Origin of the sequence: Methylobacterium sp. J-078 (assembly GCF_022829285.1) — a bacterium.
In the GTDB taxonomy this organism is placed as follows: domain Bacteria; phylum Pseudomonadota; class Alphaproteobacteria; order Rhizobiales; family Beijerinckiaceae; genus Methylobacterium.
Map to the genome: position 1 here is coordinate 101,341 of NZ_JAKSYI010000049.1, position 18,584 is coordinate 119,924.

Annotated in this window: 16 protein-coding genes and 1 pseudogene; 12 read left to right on the plus strand and 5 right to left on the minus strand. The window is 69.7% G+C overall.

Going from position 1 to position 18,584, the window contains the following annotated elements:
- Nucleotides 1–143: 143 nt before the first annotated feature.
- Nucleotides 144–1,568, minus strand: a complete 1,425-nt coding sequence (gene gltX, locus MKK58_RS05285) for a glutamate--tRNA ligase (RefSeq protein WP_243911105.1) — start codon at nucleotides 1,566–1,568, stop codon at nucleotides 144–146.
- A 145-nt stretch (nucleotides 1,569–1,713) separates the two neighbouring features.
- Between gltX and MKK58_RS05290 the strand changes: the two are divergent.
- Nucleotides 1,714–2,583: pseudogene (locus MKK58_RS05290) on the plus strand (ComEC/Rec2 family competence protein); the annotation flags it as partial.
- 152 nt (nucleotides 2,584–2,735) lie between these two features.
- Here the strand turns inward: MKK58_RS05290 and MKK58_RS05295 are convergent.
- The 3 genes from MKK58_RS05295 to MKK58_RS05305 form a co-directional block, all read right to left on the minus strand.
- The gene (locus MKK58_RS05295) at nucleotides 2,736–4,025 is read right to left on the minus strand and encodes a Y-family DNA polymerase (RefSeq protein ID WP_243911106.1); all 1,290 of its coding nucleotides are present in this window, start codon (nucleotides 4,023–4,025) and stop codon (nucleotides 2,736–2,738) included.
- The gene (locus MKK58_RS05300; RefSeq protein WP_243911107.1) at nucleotides 4,022–4,450 is read right to left on the minus strand and encodes a LexA family protein; all 429 of its coding nucleotides are present in this window, start codon (nucleotides 4,448–4,450) and stop codon (nucleotides 4,022–4,024) included. Before MKK58_RS05300 ends, MKK58_RS05295 begins: the two co-directional genes overlap by 4 nt.
- A gap of 335 nt (nucleotides 4,451–4,785) precedes the next feature.
- Nucleotides 4,786–5,205 (minus strand): MerR family transcriptional regulator, encoded by a 420-nt coding sequence (locus MKK58_RS05305; protein WP_243911108.1) that lies wholly within the window; start codon nucleotides 5,203–5,205, stop codon nucleotides 4,786–4,788.
- Between the two features lie 65 nt (nucleotides 5,206–5,270).
- Between MKK58_RS05305 and MKK58_RS05310 the strand changes: the two genes are divergently transcribed.
- The 11 genes from MKK58_RS05310 to MKK58_RS05360 all read left to right on the plus strand — a co-directional run bounded on the left by MKK58_RS05310 (nucleotide 5,271) and on the right by MKK58_RS05360 (nucleotide 17,660).
- On the plus strand, nucleotides 5,271–7,457 hold the full coding sequence (locus MKK58_RS05310; RefSeq protein ID WP_243911109.1) for a heavy metal translocating P-type ATPase: 2,187 nt from the start codon (nucleotides 5,271–5,273) through the stop codon (nucleotides 7,455–7,457).
- A gap of 6 nt (nucleotides 7,458–7,463) precedes the next feature.
- Nucleotides 7,464–8,435 carry a cation diffusion facilitator family transporter gene (locus MKK58_RS05315; RefSeq protein ID WP_243911110.1) on the plus strand — a complete coding sequence of 324 codons (972 nt, stop codon included), beginning with the start codon at nucleotides 7,464–7,466 and terminating at the stop codon, nucleotides 8,433–8,435.
- A gap of 7 nt (nucleotides 8,436–8,442) precedes the next feature.
- Nucleotides 8,443–9,129, plus strand: a complete 687-nt coding sequence (locus MKK58_RS05320) for a ZIP family metal transporter (RefSeq protein WP_243911111.1) — start codon at nucleotides 8,443–8,445, stop codon at nucleotides 9,127–9,129.
- Nucleotides 9,130–9,245: 116 nt separating this feature from the next.
- Nucleotides 9,246–9,482: a hypothetical protein gene (locus MKK58_RS05325; protein WP_243911112.1), complete on the plus strand. Its 237-nt coding sequence runs from the start codon at nucleotides 9,246–9,248 to the stop codon at nucleotides 9,480–9,482.
- A gap of 70 nt (nucleotides 9,483–9,552) precedes the next feature.
- Nucleotides 9,553–9,915, plus strand: coding sequence for a hypothetical protein (locus MKK58_RS05330; RefSeq protein ID WP_243911113.1), 363 nt, complete (start codon nucleotides 9,553–9,555; stop codon nucleotides 9,913–9,915).
- Between the two features lie 143 nt (nucleotides 9,916–10,058).
- On the plus strand, nucleotides 10,059–11,465 hold the full coding sequence (locus MKK58_RS05335) for an efflux RND transporter periplasmic adaptor subunit (RefSeq protein ID WP_243911114.1): 1,407 nt from the start codon (nucleotides 10,059–10,061) through the stop codon (nucleotides 11,463–11,465).
- Nucleotides 11,466–11,476: 11 nt separating this feature from the next.
- Nucleotides 11,477–14,734, plus strand: a complete 3,258-nt coding sequence (locus MKK58_RS05340) for an efflux RND transporter permease subunit (RefSeq protein WP_243911115.1) — start codon at nucleotides 11,477–11,479, stop codon at nucleotides 14,732–14,734.
- Nucleotides 14,735–14,738: 4 nt separating this feature from the next.
- A complete protein-coding gene (locus tag MKK58_RS05345; RefSeq protein WP_243911116.1) occupies nucleotides 14,739–15,287 on the plus strand; it encodes a threonyl-trna synthetase in 549 nt (182 codons plus the stop codon).
- A gap of 304 nt (nucleotides 15,288–15,591) precedes the next feature.
- Nucleotides 15,592–15,858 (plus strand): metal-sensing transcriptional repressor, encoded by a 267-nt coding sequence (locus tag MKK58_RS05350; protein ID WP_183512532.1) that lies wholly within the window; start codon nucleotides 15,592–15,594, stop codon nucleotides 15,856–15,858.
- A 10-nt stretch (nucleotides 15,859–15,868) separates the two neighbouring features.
- The gene (locus tag MKK58_RS05355; RefSeq protein WP_243911117.1) at nucleotides 15,869–17,194 is read left to right on the plus strand and encodes an MFS transporter; all 1,326 of its coding nucleotides are present in this window, start codon (nucleotides 15,869–15,871) and stop codon (nucleotides 17,192–17,194) included.
- A gap of 193 nt (nucleotides 17,195–17,387) precedes the next feature.
- Complete coding sequence (locus MKK58_RS05360; protein ID WP_243911118.1) at nucleotides 17,388–17,660, plus strand: hypothetical protein; 273 nt, start codon at nucleotides 17,388–17,390, stop codon at nucleotides 17,658–17,660.
- A 155-nt stretch (nucleotides 17,661–17,815) separates the two neighbouring features.
- On the opposite strand, the gene MKK58_RS05365 is transcribed toward MKK58_RS05360, so the two are convergent.
- Entirely contained in the window at nucleotides 17,816–18,562 is a 747-nt protein-coding gene (locus MKK58_RS05365; RefSeq protein WP_243911119.1) for a glutaredoxin, read from the minus strand.
- Nucleotides 18,563–18,584: the final 22 nt, after the last annotated feature.

Below are 18,584 nucleotides of genomic sequence, written 5' to 3' on the forward strand. Positions count from 1 at the left end.
GCGGACCGTCATCAACCGACGCTCCGCTTCACGCGGGGACCCAAGCGAAATCCAGGCCGATTTGTCATTCTTTCGCAGGATGAAAATCGCTTTCGCAGGATGAAAATCGCCCCGGCGCGACCTTGCTTCCGAGGCTGCGCCCATCACGCGGGGATCTGGTCGTGGAGCCGGCCGAGGCATTCCGCCCGTCCCAGAACCGCCATCACGTCGAAGACTGGAGGCGAGGTCGCGCGCCCCGTCAGCGCGGCGCGGAGGGGCTGCGCGATCTGCCCGAGCTTCAAGCCGTTCGCCTCGGTGAAGCGGCGGACGGCGCCCTCCGTGGCGGCGGCATCCCAGTCGGGCAGGGCCTCCAGGGCCGGGAGGAGGGCGGCCAGGCGCGCGCGGGCCTCGTCGCCGAGCAGGCCCTTGGCCTTCTCGTCGGGAACGAGGGGGCGGGCTGCGGTGAGGTAGTAGGCGCTGTCCAGGAGTTCGACCAAGGTCTTGGCACGCTCTTTCAGGCCCGGCATCGCGGCGATAAGCCGGTCGCGCAGGTCCGGCGGCATCGGCACCGGGATGCCGCGCGAGGGCCCGAGGGCCGGCAGCACGTCCCCGATGGCCTGGACGAGGTCCGAGTCGGCGGCGCCCCGGATGTAGAGGCCGTTCAGGTTTTCCAGCTTGGCGAAGTCGAAACGGGCCGGCGAGCGGCCGATCGCCTTGAGGTCGAAGGCGGCGATCATCTCTTCGGTGGAAAACACCTCCTGGTCGCCATGGCTCCAGCCGAGGCGCACGAGGTAGTTGCGCAGGGCCGCCGGCAGGTAGCCGAGGTCGCGATAGGCGTCGACACCGAGCGCCCCATGGCGCTTCGAGAGCTTCGCCCCGTCGGCCCCGTGGATCAGCGGGATATGCGCCATGGCGGGCGCGGCCCAGCCGAGGGCGTCGTAGATCTGCCGCTGGCGGGCGGCATTGGTGAGATGGTCGTCGCCCCGGATCACCTGTGTGACGCCCATGTCGTGGTCGTCCACCACCACCGCGAGCATGTAGGTCGGGTTCCCGTCCGACCGCAGCAGGACGAGGTCGTCGAGATCCTTGTTCTGCCAGACGACGCGCCCCTGCACGGCGTCCTCCACCACCGTTTCGCCCTCGGTGGGTGCGCGCAGCCGAATCACCGGCTTCACGCCGTCCGGCGCATCGGCGGGGTCGCGGTCGCGCCAGCGCCCGTCGTAGCGCAAGGGGCGGCCCTCGGCCCGGGCGGCCTCGCGCATCGCCGTCAGTTCCTCCGGCGTGGCGTAGCAGCGATAGGCGTTGCCAGAGGCCAGCAGGCTCATTGCCGCCTCCCGGTGATGCTCCGCGCGGGCGTACTGGTAGATCACGTCGCCGTCCCAATCGAGGCCGAGCCAGCGCATGCCGTCCAGGATGGCGTCGATCGCGCCCTGGGTGGAGCGCTCGCGGTCGGTATCCTCGATGCGCAGCAGCATGCGACCGCCGAAGCGCCGGGCATAGAGCCAGTTGAACAGGGCCGTGCGGGCCCCGCCGATGTGCAGATAGCCCGTGGGCGAGGGGGCAAAGCGCGTGACGACTGACGACATCAATCTTGACTTGAACTGGCTGGTGGAACGGGCGGGAGGCGGATCGACCGGCCCGGAGACGCGCGTGTAGCATGCGCGAGCCGAGGCGTTAAGAAATCGTCTCGCACCGTGCCGATTTGACCGGCCCGGTCTCATCGAGGGCGCAGTCATGTCGTGGGCGCAGGGGGCAGCGGCGGCGGCGCGGGCGTTTCGCCCGAGCGCGGCGCGTCGCCCCGCCCTCGGCCTCGTCGGCGACTGGTTTCAGGCCGGATGGACGCGGGAGGTCGAGCAGCGCCGCCTGTTCCCCTGGCTCGCCGTCGCCTTCGGCCTTGGCATCCTCGTTTACTTCGCCGGCACGCGCGGAGCGCCGGCGCTCGCCGCGCCCCTCGTTGCCGCCGCCCTCCTCGCCGCCACGACGCCGTTCCTGCGCGCGCGGCCCCTCGGGCTCGGACTCACACTCGTGGGCATCGCCGCCCTGCTGGGCTTTGCCGCCGCGACCGTCCGGGTCGAGCGCTTGGCCGGCCCGATCCTGGCCCGCACCACCATCGCCAGCCTCGTCGGGACCATCGAAGCCCTCGATGAGCGCGAGGAAGGGGCGCGCCTGATCGTAAGGGTGGAAAGCTTCGGCACCCTCGGCTCGGAGATGCGCCCGGCGCGGGTCCGGGTCTCCTACCGCAAGGCGGTGGCGTTCAAGCCGGGGGACCGCATCGCCGCCACCGCCCGGCTGTTGCCGCCCCCGGAGGCGGCCCGGCCCGGGGGCTACGATTTCGGACGCGACGCCTACTTCCGTGGCATCGGCGCGGTCGGCTCGCTCGTCGGCAAGATCGAAGTCCGACCGCCGGCCCAGGCCCCTGATCGAAGCGCCCGGTTCGCGGCGGCCATCGACGACGCGCGCAACGCCCTCACCCGACGGATCACCGATGCCAATGGCGGTCAGGCGGGCGCCGTGGCGGCGGCCCTGGTCACTGGCAAGCGCGGCCTGATCGGTCCCGAGACCAACGACGTGCTGCGCGCGGCCGGAATCTACCACGTGGTCTCATAGATGCGAGCTGACCGGCTTTCTTCCGGTACCAGACCTTCGCCGAGAAATTCAGCCCACGTCCGTTTGCCGGGAGACCATTGTGGGCTCGGCCCGCCTGCCGGCGCCAGGCATCGTCGCGATGCGCCGGGTCCTCCCGCCATCGATCGTCGTCACGCCGCGGCAACCACCGGCAACTCATCCAGCCGCGTGGTGTAGCGAGGCGACCGCATCTCGAACTTGGTCGACCATGATCGTTTCGGAGCGAACCCGGCGGCCCCTGGAACCACGGCACCTCGACCGAAGCGACGATTGCACGCATCCAAGGCCTCCATCAGCGCGGCGCCCATCTCCCGGTCGAGTTGGCCCAGGCCCGGCATCGCGCGCTGTGACGCGGCGAGGGGTACGAGGTCGGTGGTGACGATGCCGGCCTTGGAATAGCGAAAGCCGTCGCGCCAGGTCCTGCCGACGCCATGGAGCGCCGCCTTCACCAGGACGCGGGTGTCGTTGCTCGCCTCGGGCAGGGTGACGACCGTCGAGACCGAACGCTGGGGCTTGCCGCGGTCGTGCTCGGAGGTGTGGTAGAAGACCGTGACGTGATCGGTCGCCAGTCCCTCCCGACGCAGTTTCTCGCCGAGCCGGGCCGCGTGGGTCGCGACAGCCTGCTCCATGGTCGCGCGGTCCTCGACGCGCTCCGAGAACGACCGGGTTACGGCGCATCCCTTCCGCGTCGCGGCCAGCGTTTCAAGGTCGAGGCAGGCCACGCCGCGGAGTTCGTGGACGAGGCGCTCGCCGACCACGGTCATGGCCTTGCGGGCGATGCGTGTGTCGAGGTCGCGGACGTCGGCGGCGCTGTCGCATCCCAAGGCCTCAAGACGCCGGGCGTTGGCCGGCCCCACGCCCCAGATATCGGCTACCGGTACGCGGATGATCCAGTGGTCGTACTGCTCGGGGTCGGTTAGGTCGCAGACCCCGCCGAGCAAGGGGTTCTTCTTGGCCACGTGGTTCGCAAGCTTGGCCAGGGTCTTGGTCGGGCCGATGCCGACGCAGGTAGGGATGCCCGTCCAGGCCCGCACGGTCGCCCGCATGTCGCGGGCGAGGGTCTCGCGGTCGCGCTGGCGCACGTCGGAAATGTCCAGGAAACTCTCGTCGATGGAGTAGATCTCGATGCGTGGGGAGAAGTCCCGGTAGACCGCGTTCACCCGGGCCGACATGTCTCCGTAGAGGGCGTAGTTCGAGGAGTAGACCCGGACGCCCCGGGCCCTGCACATGTCCCGGATCTTGAACCAGGGCTCGCCCATCCGGATGCCGAGGGCCTTGGCCTCGTTGGTCCGGGCGATGGCGCAGCCATCGTTGTTGGACAGCACGATCACGGGCAGTCGCGCCAACCGTGCGTCGAAGACCCGCTCGCATGAGCAGTAGAACGAGTTGCCGTCGGACAGGGCGTAGGCCCGGGCGTTCATTCGCAGCGGCGCCGGGCGCACACGGAGCCGGAGACGACGCCCCAGACCTCGACGAGGGCGTCGGGCGCCAGGCGGAACTCCGGGAAGCGCGGGTTGGCGAAGTGCAGCGTGACCCGGGGACCCTGGCGCTTCCAGACCTTGAAGGAGCGCTCGCCGTCGACGTCGACCACGACGACGTCGCCGGTACGCGGGGTCAGCGACCGGTCCACCACCGCGAGATCCCCATCGTGAAGGTGGGCGAGCAGCATGCTGTCGCCGGCGACACGTACCAGGAAGGTGGCCGGGCGGTTGACGACGAGCAGGCGTTGAAGGTCGATTTCCTCCTCGACGAAGTCGTCGGCCGGGCTGGGGAACCCGGCGCGGACGGCCCTGGCGAGGATCGGGACCGGCATCGGGAAACCGATGACGATGTCGATGACCTGCATGATGCTCCTCCTTGAATATGGGAACAAAAGCAGAACATATTTGACGGGTTCCGTACAGCGGCCGAGCTTCGGACCGTTGCTCTTTTCGGGTCGCTGTGGACGGCTGTGGATAAGTCCCTAACGTCATCCCCACGTCGCCCAGGTGCGTGGCCGCACGGCAGTCGAACGATGAACCGCATCCATGCAAGGGGGCCCTGCGGCGGTCGGCGCATGGGCTTCGCAGGAGGTGGGCGCCCCATCGCGGAGGAGGCAACCGAGGCCACGGGTTTGAGAACGACGGGTTCGGATGATCCGGATCCCGGGGCGGATCGGAAGGGTAGGGGTCGAGGCGGCTCCTAATGGTCGTGCCCGAGGCATTCGCCATGGTCGGATAGGACCTCGATGACGCGGCACTCGCCGACGCGGCCGTGGCCGCATTCATCGACCATGCGCGAAAGCTCGGACCTCAGGGCTTTGAGGCGCTCGATACGGCCGTCGACATCGGCGAGGTGACGCCGGGCGATGACGTCGACCTCGGCGCAGGGAAGGTCCGGCCGGGCGTTGAGCGCGAGCAACTCGCGGATGGCATCGACCTCGAAGCCGAGCTGCCTCGCATGGCGGATGAAGGCCAGCCGTGCCACGTGAGCCGTTCCGTAGCTCCGACGCCCCCCGGCGGTGCGTGGCGGGGCGGGCATCAGGCCGACATCCTCGTAGTAGCGCACCGTCGTTGCGAGGACGCCCGTGCGTTTCGATAGCTCGCCGATGGTAATTTCCATTTATCGCTTGCTCCTCCAGCCACTAGAGGAATTAAGCCGTCGTCGACCCAGAAGGAAGACCGTCGATGGCCAGACCAGACGTCGCGATCCCCGGCCCACCGGACGACGCCACCCGACCCACGATCCCGCCGCTCCGACTGGTCGTCTCGGGAATGGATTGCGGCTCGTGCGCCGCGAAGATCGAGAACGCCGTCCGCCGACTGGACGGGATCGAGGACGTCGCCGTCTCGGTCCCCGCCGGCACGGTGACGATCCGGCACCGCGCCGGCGTCACGCGGGCGACGCTGGCCGCCACCGTGACCTCACTCGGCTTCGGCGTGGCCGACCCTGTGGCCGATGCCGCTTCCGGGACGGGTGAACAGCCGAACGCACCCGCATCCAAGGGGGACGATCCGGCGTGGTGGCGCGGCCCGCGGGGACGCCTCACCCTCGCGTGCGGCGGCTCGCTCGCGGCGGCGTACCTTGCCGGCCAGGCCTATCCCGCCATGGCCCCCTACGCCTTCCTGGCGGCCATGGCGGTCGGCCTCGTGCCGATCGCCTGGCGGGCCCTCGTGGCCGCCCGCCTCGGCACGCCGTTCTCCATCGAGATGCTCATGACCATGGCGGCCGTGGGCGCGGTCTTCATCGGCGCCGTCGAGGAGGCGGCGAGCGTGGTGTTCCTGTTCCTCGTCGGCGAAGTGCTCGAAGGCGTCGCGGCAAGCCGCGCCCGCGCCTCGATCCGCGGCCTGACCGACCTCGTTCCGCGAACCGCCCTCGTCGAGCGGGACGGACGCGTCGAGGAGGTTCCGGCGGAGACCCTCGTGGTCGGATCGACGGTGATGGTGCGCCCGGGCGACCGCATCCCGGCGGACGGAACGGTGTCGGAGGGGACCGGCGAGGTCGACGAGGCGCCCGTGACCGGCGAGAGCGTGCCGAAGCGGAAGTCCGTGGACGATCCGGTCTTCGCGGGGACCATCAACGGCGGGTCCGTCCTGCGCGTGCGGGTCACGGCGGCAGCGCGCGACAACACCATCGCCCGGGTCGTCCGCCTCGTCGAGGAAACCCAGGACGCCAAGGCACCGACCGAGCGGTTCATCGACCGCTTCTCCCGGTACTACACGCCGGCCGTCGTCGCGGTCGCGGTGCTGGTCGCGACGGTGCCGCCGCTCCTCCTCGGCGGCCCGTGGCACGATTGGATCTACAAGGGCCTGGCGATCCTCCTCATCGGCTGCCCCTGCGCCCTGGTCATCTCCACTCCGGCGGCCATCGCCGCAGGCCTGTCGGCGGGTGCCCGCCGCGGGCTCCTGATCAAGGGCGGCGCCGTCCTGGAAACCCTCGGCACGGTCACGATGGTCGCCTTCGACAAGACCGGGACCCTGACCCTGGGAAAGCCCCGGGTCACGGACGTGGTCCCCTTCGGGCGACCGGAACGCGAGGTCCTCTCCCTCGCGGCCGCCCTGGAAAGCGGCTCGAACCATCCGCTCGCCCGCGCGATCCTGGCCAAGGCCGCGGAAGTCGCTGCCCCGATCCCGCCGGCCGCCCAAGCCGAGGCCCTCGCCGGGAAGGGAATTTTCGCGGTGGTCGGCGGGGTCGGGATCTTCCTCGGTTCGGCGCAGGCGGCAGCCGAACGCATCGCGTTCACCCCTGAGCAGGCCTCGCGCGTCACGGCCCTGACCGACGAGGGCAAGACGGTGTCCGTCCTCATCGCCGGCACCGCCGTGGCGGGGCTCGTGGCGATGCGGGACGAGCCAAGGCCCGATGCCGTGGACGGCATCGCCGCTCTCCGCTCGCTCGGCGTCGAGGTGGTCATGCTGACGGGGGACAACAGCCGGACCGCCGGTGCCATCGCGAAAACGCTCGGCATGACGCCCCGGGCCCAACTCCTTCCCGAGGACAAGCTGGGCATCGTCCGCGAGATGCAGGCGGGCGGCAAGGTCGTGGCGAAGGTCGGGGACGGCATCAACGATGCGCCCGCCCTGGCCGCGGCCGACGTCGGGATCGCCATGGGCGGTGCCGCGGACGTCGCGCTTGAGACGGCGGACGCCGCCATCCTCCACGGACGGGTCGCCGATGTTTCCAGGATGATCCTCCTGTCGCGGCGGACCATGGCGAACATCCGGGCCAACGTCGTGGTCGCGCTGGACCTGAAGGCGGTGCTCCTGTGCACGACCGTCCTCGGCATCACCGGGCTCTGGCCCGCCATCCTCGCCGACACCGGCGCGACCGTGCTCGTCACGGCCAACGCGCTGCGGCTTCTCCGGACCAGGATCTGAACCACGATGGCAAAGGATCACCACGACCACGACCACGACCACGACGCCACCGGGCACGGGGACCATGGCGGGCATGCGCACGGACTGGGACACACGCACGCCCCGGCGAGCTTCGGCAAGGCGTTCGCCATCGGCATCGCGCTGAACGTCGGCTTCGTCGCCATCGAGGCGACCTACGGGGTGCTGGCGAACTCGATGGCCCTGCTGGCCGATGCCGGCCATAACCTCTCGGACGTGCTCGGCCTCGTCGTGGCGTGGATCGCCATGGTCCTTGCCAAGCGTGCCCCGAGCGCGCGCTACACCTACGGGATGAAGGGCTCGTCGATCCTGGCGGCCCTTTTCAACGCGGTGTTCCTGCTGGTCGCGGTCGGCGCCATCGCCTGGGAGGCGGTCCAGCGCTTCGGCGAGCCCGCACCCGTCGCCGGCAAGACCGTGATGATCGTCGCGGCGGTCGGCATCCTCGTCAACGGCATCACCGCCTGGCTGTTCGCCTCGGGTGCCAAGGGCGACATCAACATCAAGGGCGCCTTCCTGCACATGGCCGCCGACGCCGCCGTCTCGGCGGGCGTGGTCATCGCCGGCCTCGTGATTCTCTACACCGGGTGGACCTGGCTCGACCCCGTGGTCAGCCTCGCCATCGTCGCGGTCATCGTCTGGAGCACCTGGGGGCTCCTGCGCGACAGCCTCACGCTGTCCCTCGCCGCCGTACCGCCCGGCATCGACCCGGCCGCCGTCCGCGGCCACCTCGAAGGGCTGCCCGGGGTCACCGGCCTGCACGACCTCCATGTCTGGGCGATGAGCACCACCGAGACCTGCCTCACGGCGCACCTCCTCATGCCGGGAGGCCGTCCCGACGACGCCTTCCTTATGAGAGCCGCGGCGGGGATCAAGGAACGGTTCGGCATCGGCCACACCACCTTGCAGGTCGAGACGAGCGCGGACACCCCTTGCGTCCTCGCTCCCGACCACGTGGTCTGAGCCCGAAATGCAGGCTTGGCTCTACACCCTGATCCCAGCCGCGGCCGCCATCGTCGGCGCGGCGGTCGCGGTCAACCTGCGGCCGGGCGCCGTCCTGGTCAGCGCGATCCAGCATTTCGCGGCCGGCGTGGTCTTCGCGGCTGCGGCGGGGGAGATCCTGCCAGACCTCAAGCACGCCGGATCGCCCTGGGCGACCCTCATCGGCGGCGCGCTGGGCGTTTTCGCGATGCTCCTGTTCAAGAGCCTCGGCAAGCGGGCGAAGGGACCCGCCGGACTGATGGCGGTCACCGGCATCGACATCCTCGTCGACGGGCTCGTCCTCGGCATCGCCTTCGCCGCCGGTGCCAAGGCCGGCATGCTGCTCACCGTCGCGCTGACCATCGAGGTCCTGTTCCTCGGCCTGACGGTCGCTACCCAATTCGGGGACACCGGCGCGTCAAAGGGCAAGGTCGTCGGCCTGACGGCGGCCCTGGTCGTCCTCCTGCCGGTGGGGGCCCTCCTCGGCGGACCCGTCGCCACCCTGTCGGCACCGATCCAGGCCGGGTTCCTGGCCTTCGGGCTGATCGCGCTGCTGTACCTCGTCACCGAGGAGCTCCTCGTCGAGGCGCACGAGATCGAGGACCGACCGTGGGTGACCGCCATGTTCTTCGCGGGCTTCCTGCTGCTGCTCCTGCTCGACCAAGCCATCGCATGAGCGGGGGGGGTATCGCGTGTCGAGGGGGGCACCGGCGCCCTTGCTGAACGGGGGCGTCAGATGCGGTTCACGTCGGCACGACCACTCTTACGGCTTGGATGTTCGAGGGAAGTGTCATGCGAAAGCGTCTGATGGGCCTCGTCGCGGCGAACCTGGTCCTGGCCCCCGTGGCGGCGTCCGCCCAGTATTACGGCGGCGGTTACGAGGAACGGGGCCGGGACGTCCACGTCGACCGCTACCGGCATGGCGATCACGACGACGTGGTGATCCATCGCGAACGCCGGGACTACGACGGGCGCGGCTTCTACGGCGAGCGGCACCACCATCACCACCACCATCACGACGACGATTAGTCCCAGGGCGTCGAAAAGCCGAGACCATCCGCGTTGTACGGATGGGCGTGAATCGTCCATAAGGACCGAGATGAAACCCGGACGTCCGATCAGGGCCTACGAGACGATGCGCGGCTGGTGGGCGGCCACCGTCCGCGTGCTGTCGCTCGTCCTGGTCCTGGCGCTCGTTGTCCCCGGCGCGATCCATTCCGCCGAGGCCCATCGTCCGGCCAGCCACGAACTGTCGGTGTCCGCCCCATCCGAGGCGGGTGCTGCAGACCATTCCGATGCCTGCCCGGCCTGCCACGCCAACTGTGGCTGCCACCAGGCGCTTGGCGTCGACGCGGCGCCGGCCCTGCCGCATCGCGGGACCGGGCGCGCGTCCTACGCGACCGTGACCACCGCCATCGGGTCCGTTTCGCCGGACCGTCTCCCAAGGCCCCCTCGCGCCTGAGGCGACGCCGCCACGCCCGTGGCGCGTCTCGGCCGGCCCCTCGCGGGTCCCGGTCGCCTCACCCTCGCGAACCACCTTGTACGGGACAGTCCGAGGCCGCTTGAGCGGATAGGCGACGTCCCGGTCGGATACGGCCCATTCCCATGCGTGCATTCCTTTCCGTGGCCTTCCTGGCCATCGGCATCGCGATCGGCGGTGCCTTCCCCCGCGTATCCGAGGTCGTGCAGGGCGCCCTTGCCGCCGCCGGCCTGGCGAGCCCCCGGACGGCGCCCCCGACGAACGCTGCCATGACCAAGCCGGCGACACCCGCAGCCGACGATGGGCACGGTCACGGCGAGCATGGCCATGAGCATGCCGAGGGCGAGCCCAAGCCTTCCGGCGAGCACAGGCACTCCGAGGGAGAAACCAAGCCCGAGGCCGGTGGCCACAAGCACGCGGAGGGCGAGGCCCACGGCCACGACGAGGAGGGCGAGGGCAGGATCAAGATGACGGCCGAGCAGGCCGCGGAGCAGGACATCACACTGGCTAAGGTCGCGGGCGGTATCCTCTCGCGACACCTTCTCGTGCCCGGCACCATCGCCCAGGACGCCGACCGGATCGCCCGGGTGCCCGTGCGGGTCGTCGGCACGGTCTCAGAGATGCGCAAGCGCCTCGGCGAGGGGGTCGCCAAGGGCGAGGTCGTGGCCGTCCTCGACAGCCGCGAGGTCGCCGAGGCCAAGAGCGACTTCCTCACCGCGACGGTCAAGGCGGACCTGGAGAAGACCAACTTCGACCGCCAGCAGGCCCTGTGGGACAAGCGGATCTCCGCGGAATCGGCATTCCTGAACGCGAAGGCCGCCTACTCGGAGGCGACCCTGCGCGTGGACCTCGCCCGCCAAAAACTCTCGGCGCTGGGGTTGAACGCGGCCGAGGTCGCGACCTCGGCCAAGAAGGACGAAACCACCCCGAACCTGTCCAGCCTGCGCCGCTACGAACTGCGCTCGCCCCTCTCCGGGCGGGTGGTCGAGCGCAAGGTCGACGTCGGGACCGCCGTCGGCAAGGAGGGCGATCCGGCCGACGTCTACACCGTCGCGGACCTGTCCTCCGTGTGGATCGAGCTCGCGATCCCGACCACCGAGCTGTCGAAGGTCCGGGAGGGCGCCAAGGTGACCATCGTCGGGGGCGACGACGCCTCCCGCGGCGAGGGCAAGGTCGTGTTCGTCAGCCCGATCCTCAACGCCGAGACCCGCTCGGCCCGGGTCATCGTCGCCCTGCCGAACAAGGACATGGCCTGGCGGCCCGGCACCTTCGTCACGACCGAGGTCGAGATCGCCCAGGACAAGGTCGGGGTCCGGCTGCCGAAGGCCGCCATCCAGACCATCAAGGGCGAGAAGGTCGCGTTCGTACGGACCCAGGATGGGTTCGAGCGTCGCGACGTGACGATCGGCAAGGCCGACGACGACGCCTTCGAGATCCTCACCGGTCTCAAGCCCGGCGACGAGGTCGCGGTGGCCAACTCCTTCGTCCTGAAGGCCGAACTCGGCAAGGCCGAAGCCGACCACGACCACTGAGGGGGCCGGTCATGATCTCGAAGATCCTCGACTTTTCGGTCCACCAGCGCTGGCTCGTGGTGCTCCTGTCGCTGCTCGCGGCAAGCTTCGGCGTGTTCTCGCTGACCAAGCTCCCCATCGACGCGGTGCCGGACATCACCAACAACCAGGTGCAGATCAACACCACGGCGCCGTCGCTCTCACCGGTCGATATCGAGAAACAGGTGACCTACCCGGTCGAGACCGCGCTCGCCGGCATCAAGGGCCTGGAATACACCCGCTCGCTCTCGCGAAACGGCTTCTCCCAGATCACCGCGGTCTTCTCGGAAAAGCTCGACATCTACTTCGCCCGCCAGCAGGTGGCGGAGCGCATCGGCGAGGCCAAGTCGACACTGCCGCCGGGGGCCGAGCCCCACATGGGCCCGATCTCGACCGGCCTCGGCGAGATCTACATGTGGTCCATCCACTACGCCCAACTGACGGACCGCAAGGTCTCGCCGGACGGCAAGGCCGGCTGGCAATCGGACGGAAGCTACCTGACCCCCGAGGGCCAGAGGCTCGCGACGGAGCTCGAACGAACCGCGTATCTCCGCACGGTCCAGGATTGGATCATCCGCCCCCAGGTGAAGACCGTGCCGGGGGTCGCCGGCGTCGACAGCATCGGCGGCTTCGACAAGCAGTACCACGTCCAGCCGGACCCGATGAAGCTGACCGCCCTCGACCTGTCGTTCGCCGACATCGGCCGGGCGCTGGAGGCCAACAACGCCAACCAGGGCGCCCGCTACCTGGAGGACAACGGCGAGGGCTACGTCGTGCGCGCCGCCGGCCGCCTGGAGACCATGGAGGACATCGGCTCCGTCGTGGTGACCACTCGCGGCGGTGTGCCGGTCCGCATCTCCGACGTCGCCGAGGTCCGGATCGGGCGCGACCTGCGCACCGGCTCGGGCAGCGAGGACGGACGCGAGGTCGTCATCGGCACCGCCCTGATGCTGATCGGCGAGAACAGCCGGACGGTCTCGGCCGCCGTGGACGCGCGGATGACCGAGATCCGGCGCACGCTCCCGCCCGGCGTCGAGGTCCAGACCGTCCTCAACCGCACCCTCCTCGTCGAGGCCACGATCCGGACGGTGGCCAAGAACCTCGCCGAGGGCGCCGCCCTCGTCATCGTCATCCTGTTCCTGCTGCTCGGTAACATCCGCGCGGCCATCGTTACCGCCCTCGTCATCCCGGTCGCGATGCTGATGACCATGACCGGCATGGTCCAGGGCCGCATCAGCGCCAACCTGATGAGCCTGGGGGCGCTCGACTTCGGCCTCATCGTCGACGGTGCCGTCATCATTACCGAGAACGCCCTGCGGCACCTCGCGGAGCGCCAGACCGAGCTCGGGCGCAAGCTCGACCTGGAGGAGCGCCTCGTCACCGTGCGCGCCTCGGCCGAGGAGATGATCAAGCCCTCCCTCTACGGGCAGGCCATCATCATCCTCGTCTACGTGCCGCTCCTCACCTTCACCGGGGTCGAGGGCAAGATGTTCGAGCCGATGGCGCTCACCGTCATCATCGCCCTCGTCTCCGCCTTCGTGCTGTCGCTGACCTTCGTCCCGGCGATGATCGCCATCGTCATCACGGGCAGGGTCACGGAGAAGGACAACGTCCTCATCCGCGGGATCAAGGCCGTCTACCGCCCGGTCCTCGGGGCGGCCCTGCGCATCCCGATGACCTTCGTCGCCGTCGCCCTCGTCCTGCTCGTCGGGGCCGGGTTCCTGTTCAGGGTGCTCGGGCAGGAGTTCATCCCGCAGCTGGACGAGAAGAGCATCGCGCTCAACGCCCAGCGCATCCCGTCGACGTCGCTGACACAGTCCCAGGCGATGCAGCTGAAGGTCGAGCAGGCGATCAGCCGATTCCCCCAGGTCGCCTACGTCTTCTCGAAGACCGGCACCGCGGAGGTCGCCTCCGACCCGATGCCGCCGAGCTCGTCCGACACCTTCGTCATCCTGAAGCCGCAGGAGGAATGGCCCGACCCGGACCAGACCAAGGCCGCGCTGCAGGAGGACATCGAGAAGGCGGTCGGTGCGCTTGCGGGCAACGTCTACGAGTTCTCCCAGCCGATCCAGCTGCGGTTCAACGAGCTCCTGGCCGGCACCCGCGGCGACCTCGCCGTAAAAGTGTTCGGCGAGGAGTTCGAGCCGATGCTCAAGGCCGCCAACCAGGTCGCCGCGATCCTGCGCGGGACCGAGGGCGCCGACGACGTCAAGGTGGAGCAGACGGCCGGGCTGCCGTTCCTGGAGATCAAGATCAACAAGGTCGAGGCCGCGCGCCTCGGCCTGAGCACGTCCTCGATCCAGGACGTCATCGGCGCGGCCATCGGCGGGCGCGAGGCCGGCATGGTGTTCGAGGGCGACCGGCGCTTTCCCATCGTCGTGCGCCTGAACGACAAGGTGCGCGAGGACCGTGAGGCCCTGGAGAACATCCCGGTCCCGCTGCCCCCGGGCGTCAACGGTCGGGCGTCCTCCGTCCTCCTGAAGCAGGTCGCGAGCTTCTCCGTGACGGAGGGGCCGAACCAGATCTCTCGCGAGAACGGGCGGCGGCGGGTCGTGGTCACGGCCAACGTGCGCGGCCGCGACATCGGCTCGCTTGTCGCCGAGGCTCAGGCCAAGGTGGCCTCCGGGGTCCAGCTTCCGGCCGGCTACTACGTGACCTGGGGCGGGCAGTTCGAGAACCTGGCCTCGGCCCGCCAGCGCCTGATGGTGGTGGTGCCGGTGTGCTTCTTCCTGATCTTCCTGCTGCTGTTCTCGGCCCTGAACTCGGCGCGTGACGCGCTGCTGGTGTTCAGCGCGGTCCCGCTGGCGCTCACCGGGGGCATCGCGGCCCTGTGGCTGCGGGGGATGCCGTTCTCGGTGCCGGCGGCGGTCGGTTTCATCGCCTTGTCGGGGGTGGCGGTGCTGAACGGCCTGGTGATGCTGACCTACATCAAGCAGCTCATCGCGGAGGGGAAGCCGCGCCGCGAGGCGATCCTGGAGGGTGCGATGACCCGGCTCCGGCCGGTGGCGATGACGGCGCTGGTGGCGTCGCTCGGCTTCGTGCCGATGGCGCTGGCCACCGAGACGGGGGCCGAGGTCCAACGGCCCCTGGCGACGGTGGTGATCGGCGGCCTCATCTCGGCGACCCTGCTGACCCTCGTCGTCCTGCCGGCGCTCTACGCGCGCTTCGCCGGGACCGTGGTCCCGAGGACGGCCACCGTCGAGAAGGAGGGCCCCCATGCCCGCCCCGTCCTTCCCCAGGCGGCGGAGTAGGCCGATGCCCCGCCGCCCAGCGCTCGCACTGGCGGTGGTGGCGTGGACGGGCGCGGCCGTGGCGGCGGAACCGGCGGCGGGCGAGGCGCCGTTCGGATTGGCTTGGGGTGCCGTGGACCGTGTCGATGCGCCCTCGATGGTCGACCGCGAGGCGAACCTGACCGGGCTGTACTACTTCCGCGACCGTCCGCTCGCCTCCGGACCCGACACCGTCGAGGTGGTCCTCGTGGTGTGCCGGGAGCAGGGCCTCCAGCAGGTCGTCTGGGTCGGGCGGCCGCTCGACGGACCGGCTTACGCCACCGCCCGGGAGACCATTCGGCGCGAGGGGGTACGCCGCTACGGCGAGCCCCGGCCGGGACCCGTTCCCGGATCGCTCGAATGGCCGGCGGGACGAACCGTCCTGGCAACGCGCACGATGCCAGACGGCACCTCGGAGCTTGTGATGTCCGCGTCCGGCCCGGACTACGCGGCCTGTTCGGAAAGCCACCGCGCCGCCACCGGCCATCCCGCCGACGCCCATGTGGCCGACCTGCTCGGCAAAGGCGTGCCATGAGGGTAGCGACGATGCATGCGGAGGAACGCCCGGACGGGCATCGCGGGATCCATCCACGACGGCCGCCGAGGCGATGACGGGCAAGAAGCTCGGGCGCAGGATTGAGACCTGGGGAGGCGGAGGGGGTGGACGGCGCACGATCAGGCCGCACGTCCGAAAGGCCGCCGGTCGGGCGTTCCTCATGGCCTACATCCTGATCGCCTTGGTCCTGGCGATGTTCGGCTGGCTCTCCTCGACGCGATGAAGACCCAGGAAGACGTGCCCTGGCCTTTGCCGTATCCCCTCCAGGGGGATAGGATACCGCATGGAACACGCCTCGCACCCGGATATCGTCAAGCGCCTCAGGCGCGCCCACGGCCATCTCGCCGGCGTCATCGCGATGATCGAGGAAGGCCGGCCCTGCGTGGACCTGGCCCAGCAGCTCCACGCCGTGGAGAGCGCGATCACCAACGCCAAGCGCGTGCTCATCCAGGACCACATGGAGCACTGCCTCGGCGATGGGATCGAGCACGGCGGCAAGGGGGCGAAGGATGCCCTCGCCGAGTTCAAAATCCTCGCGAAGTATCTGTGAGACGCCCACGATGCTGAGCGTCCTCTCGAACCGTACTTACCGGCACCTATTCGCGGCGCAGGTCATCGCCCTGATCGGTACCGGCCTGCTGACCGTCGCCCTGGGGCTGCTGGCGTTCAAGCTGGCCGGCGACCGCGCCGGGACAGTCCTCGGGACGGCGCTGGCCATCAAGATGGTCGCCTATGTCCTCATCGCCCCGGTGGCCCAGGCTTTCACGAGCCGGTTGCCGCGGCGCGCCTTCCTGGTGGGCACGGACCTCGTCCGCGCCGCCATCGCCCTGACGCTGCCGTTCGTCGACCAAGTCTGGCAGATCTACGCCCTGATCTTCGTCCTGCAATCGGCCTCGGCGGCGTTCACCCCGACCTTCCAGGCCACCATACCGGACATCCTGCCGGACGAGCGCGACTACACCCGCGCCCTGTCGCTCTCGCGCCTCGCCTATGACCTGGAGAACCTTCTCAGCCCGACCCTGGCGGCCCTACTCCTGGCGGTGGTGCCCTACAACGCCCTGTTCGGCGGTACCGTCGTCGGGTTCCTGTGCTCTGCGGCCCTGGTGGTGTCCGTGAGCCTGCCGATCGCCACCCGGACCGAACGCCAGGGCGGCATCTACGACCGGACCACGCGGGGCCTCAGGATCTACCTTGCGACGCCGCGCCTGCGCGGGCTGCTCGCCCTCAACCTCGCGGTCGCCGCGGCCGGCGCCATGGTCATCGTCAACACCGTGGTGATCGTCCAGGGCCTCTTGGATCGTCCGCAGACCGACGTGGCCCTCGCCCTCGGCCTGTTCGGGGGCGGCTCCATGATCGCCGCCCTGACACTGCCAAGACTGCTCGACCGGCTTTCGGACCGCGCGATCATGATCCCGGCGGCGGCCCTGCTCGGCGTGGTTCTCCTGGGTGTCGCCGCCATGACCTGGGGCGGGACCATCGGCTGGCCGCTTCTGCTCGGAACCTGGCTGGTGCTCGGCATCGCCTATTCCGGCGTGCAGACCCCCACCGGCAGACTCCTGCGCCGCTCGGCGACCCCGGAGGACCGACCGGCCGTCTTCGCCGCCCAGTTCGCCCTGTCCCATGCCGCGTGGTTGCTCACCTATCCGCTGGCCGGTTGGCTGGGGCCGTCCGTGGGGATGCCATCCACGCTGGCGATCCTCGGGGCGGTGACGCTTGCCGGCGTCGCCACGGCGGCCCGGCTATGGCCGGCGGCGGAACCCGACGTGATCGAGCATGCCCACGCAGACCTCGACGTCCGGCACCCGCACCTGCATGGGGGCCGCCGTCACGCCCACGTCTACGTCATCGACGACCTGCATCATCGTTGGCCGGCCAGGGCGGGGTGAGCGCCGTTCGATGTCCTTGCCGGCTGGGTCGAAAATCGGGATGGCCGACCAGTGCAGCGGAGCTCGAATGTTTCGTTAGCCACGCGAAGGGGAGAAGAACGTACCCCGCGGAACGGTCTTGGAAGCGGAGCCGTTCCAAAGGCTCGGGTGCCGTCGTTTTCGACGCATTGCCGACAACGACATGAGGAAGCCCATGAAGAAGTCCATTCTCGCCGCAGCCATCCTGGCAACCCTGGGTGCGGCTTCGGTCGCCCCGGCCTCCGCCGCCCCCGGCATGATCGGCGCCGTCGAGGCCCCCACCACCGTCACCGAGGTCCGGATGGATGGCATGCACGGCCATCGCATGATGGGCCACCATCACCATCGCGGTCACCGCATGATGCGCCATGGGCACCACCACCACATGATGGGCCACGGTCATCGCCGCGGCCACATGATGGGCCATCACCGCGGTCACCGCATGTAGCTCTCGGCGACCCGGGTCCCAGCGACCCGGGGACTACCGGCTAAGGCGGGACGCGGAAAAGCGTTCCGCCTCGCTTACACAGGTCCGACCGCTCGGACGGATAAGCGTGGAAGCGCCGCGCCAGCACCTGAGACGAGCCCCCGTCGCGGCGGCGCTTATTGGTGCACCGCCAGCATCCAGAGGGCCATGGCGACCATCATCACGTTCTCGGTCAACGACACGAAGCCGAGCGGCACCTTGCTCGAACCGCCGACGCAGGCGCACTTGATGTCGCGCTTGTCGACGTAGACCGCCTTGAACACCGAGACCGCCCCGAGCGTGCCGATGAACAGGGCCACGGGGATCGAGATCCCGTTCAGGGCGCCCGCCACCATCAGGACGCCGGCGATGCCCTCCAGGAACGGGTAGGCGTAGGCGTAGCGCACCCAGCGCCGCCCGAGCAGGTCGTAGCCCAGGAACATCGAGGAGAAGCTCTCGACGTCCTGCAGCTTGAGGAGCGCCAGCACGCACATGCTGAAGGCGATGAACCACTCGGCCGCGCGCATCGTGAACGGCGTGCCGTAGACTGCGTGGCTCGCCGCCAGCGCCATCAGCGCCGTCATCGAGAACACCGCGATGACGGGCGTGTAGGTGGTGACGTTCGGGTCGTTCGCCGCCTTGCCGAAGTGGCGCTGCAGGTCGTCGAAGCCCCCGACGCGCTCGCCGTTGATGAAGGTCTGCGGCGTCGACTTGACCTGGTGCTCGGCTTTGAAGCGGTCGGTCTCCGCCCGGTCGGTCAGGAGGTGGTCCTCGACCTCGAAGCCCTGGCGTTGGAGGAGGTCCTTGGCCTTCAGGCCGTAGGGGCAGGTGTGTTCGGGGGTGACCATCCGGTAGAGGGTGGCCTTGCGGGCGGCTGAGGACATCGGGTGTTCCTTCCTGAACTGA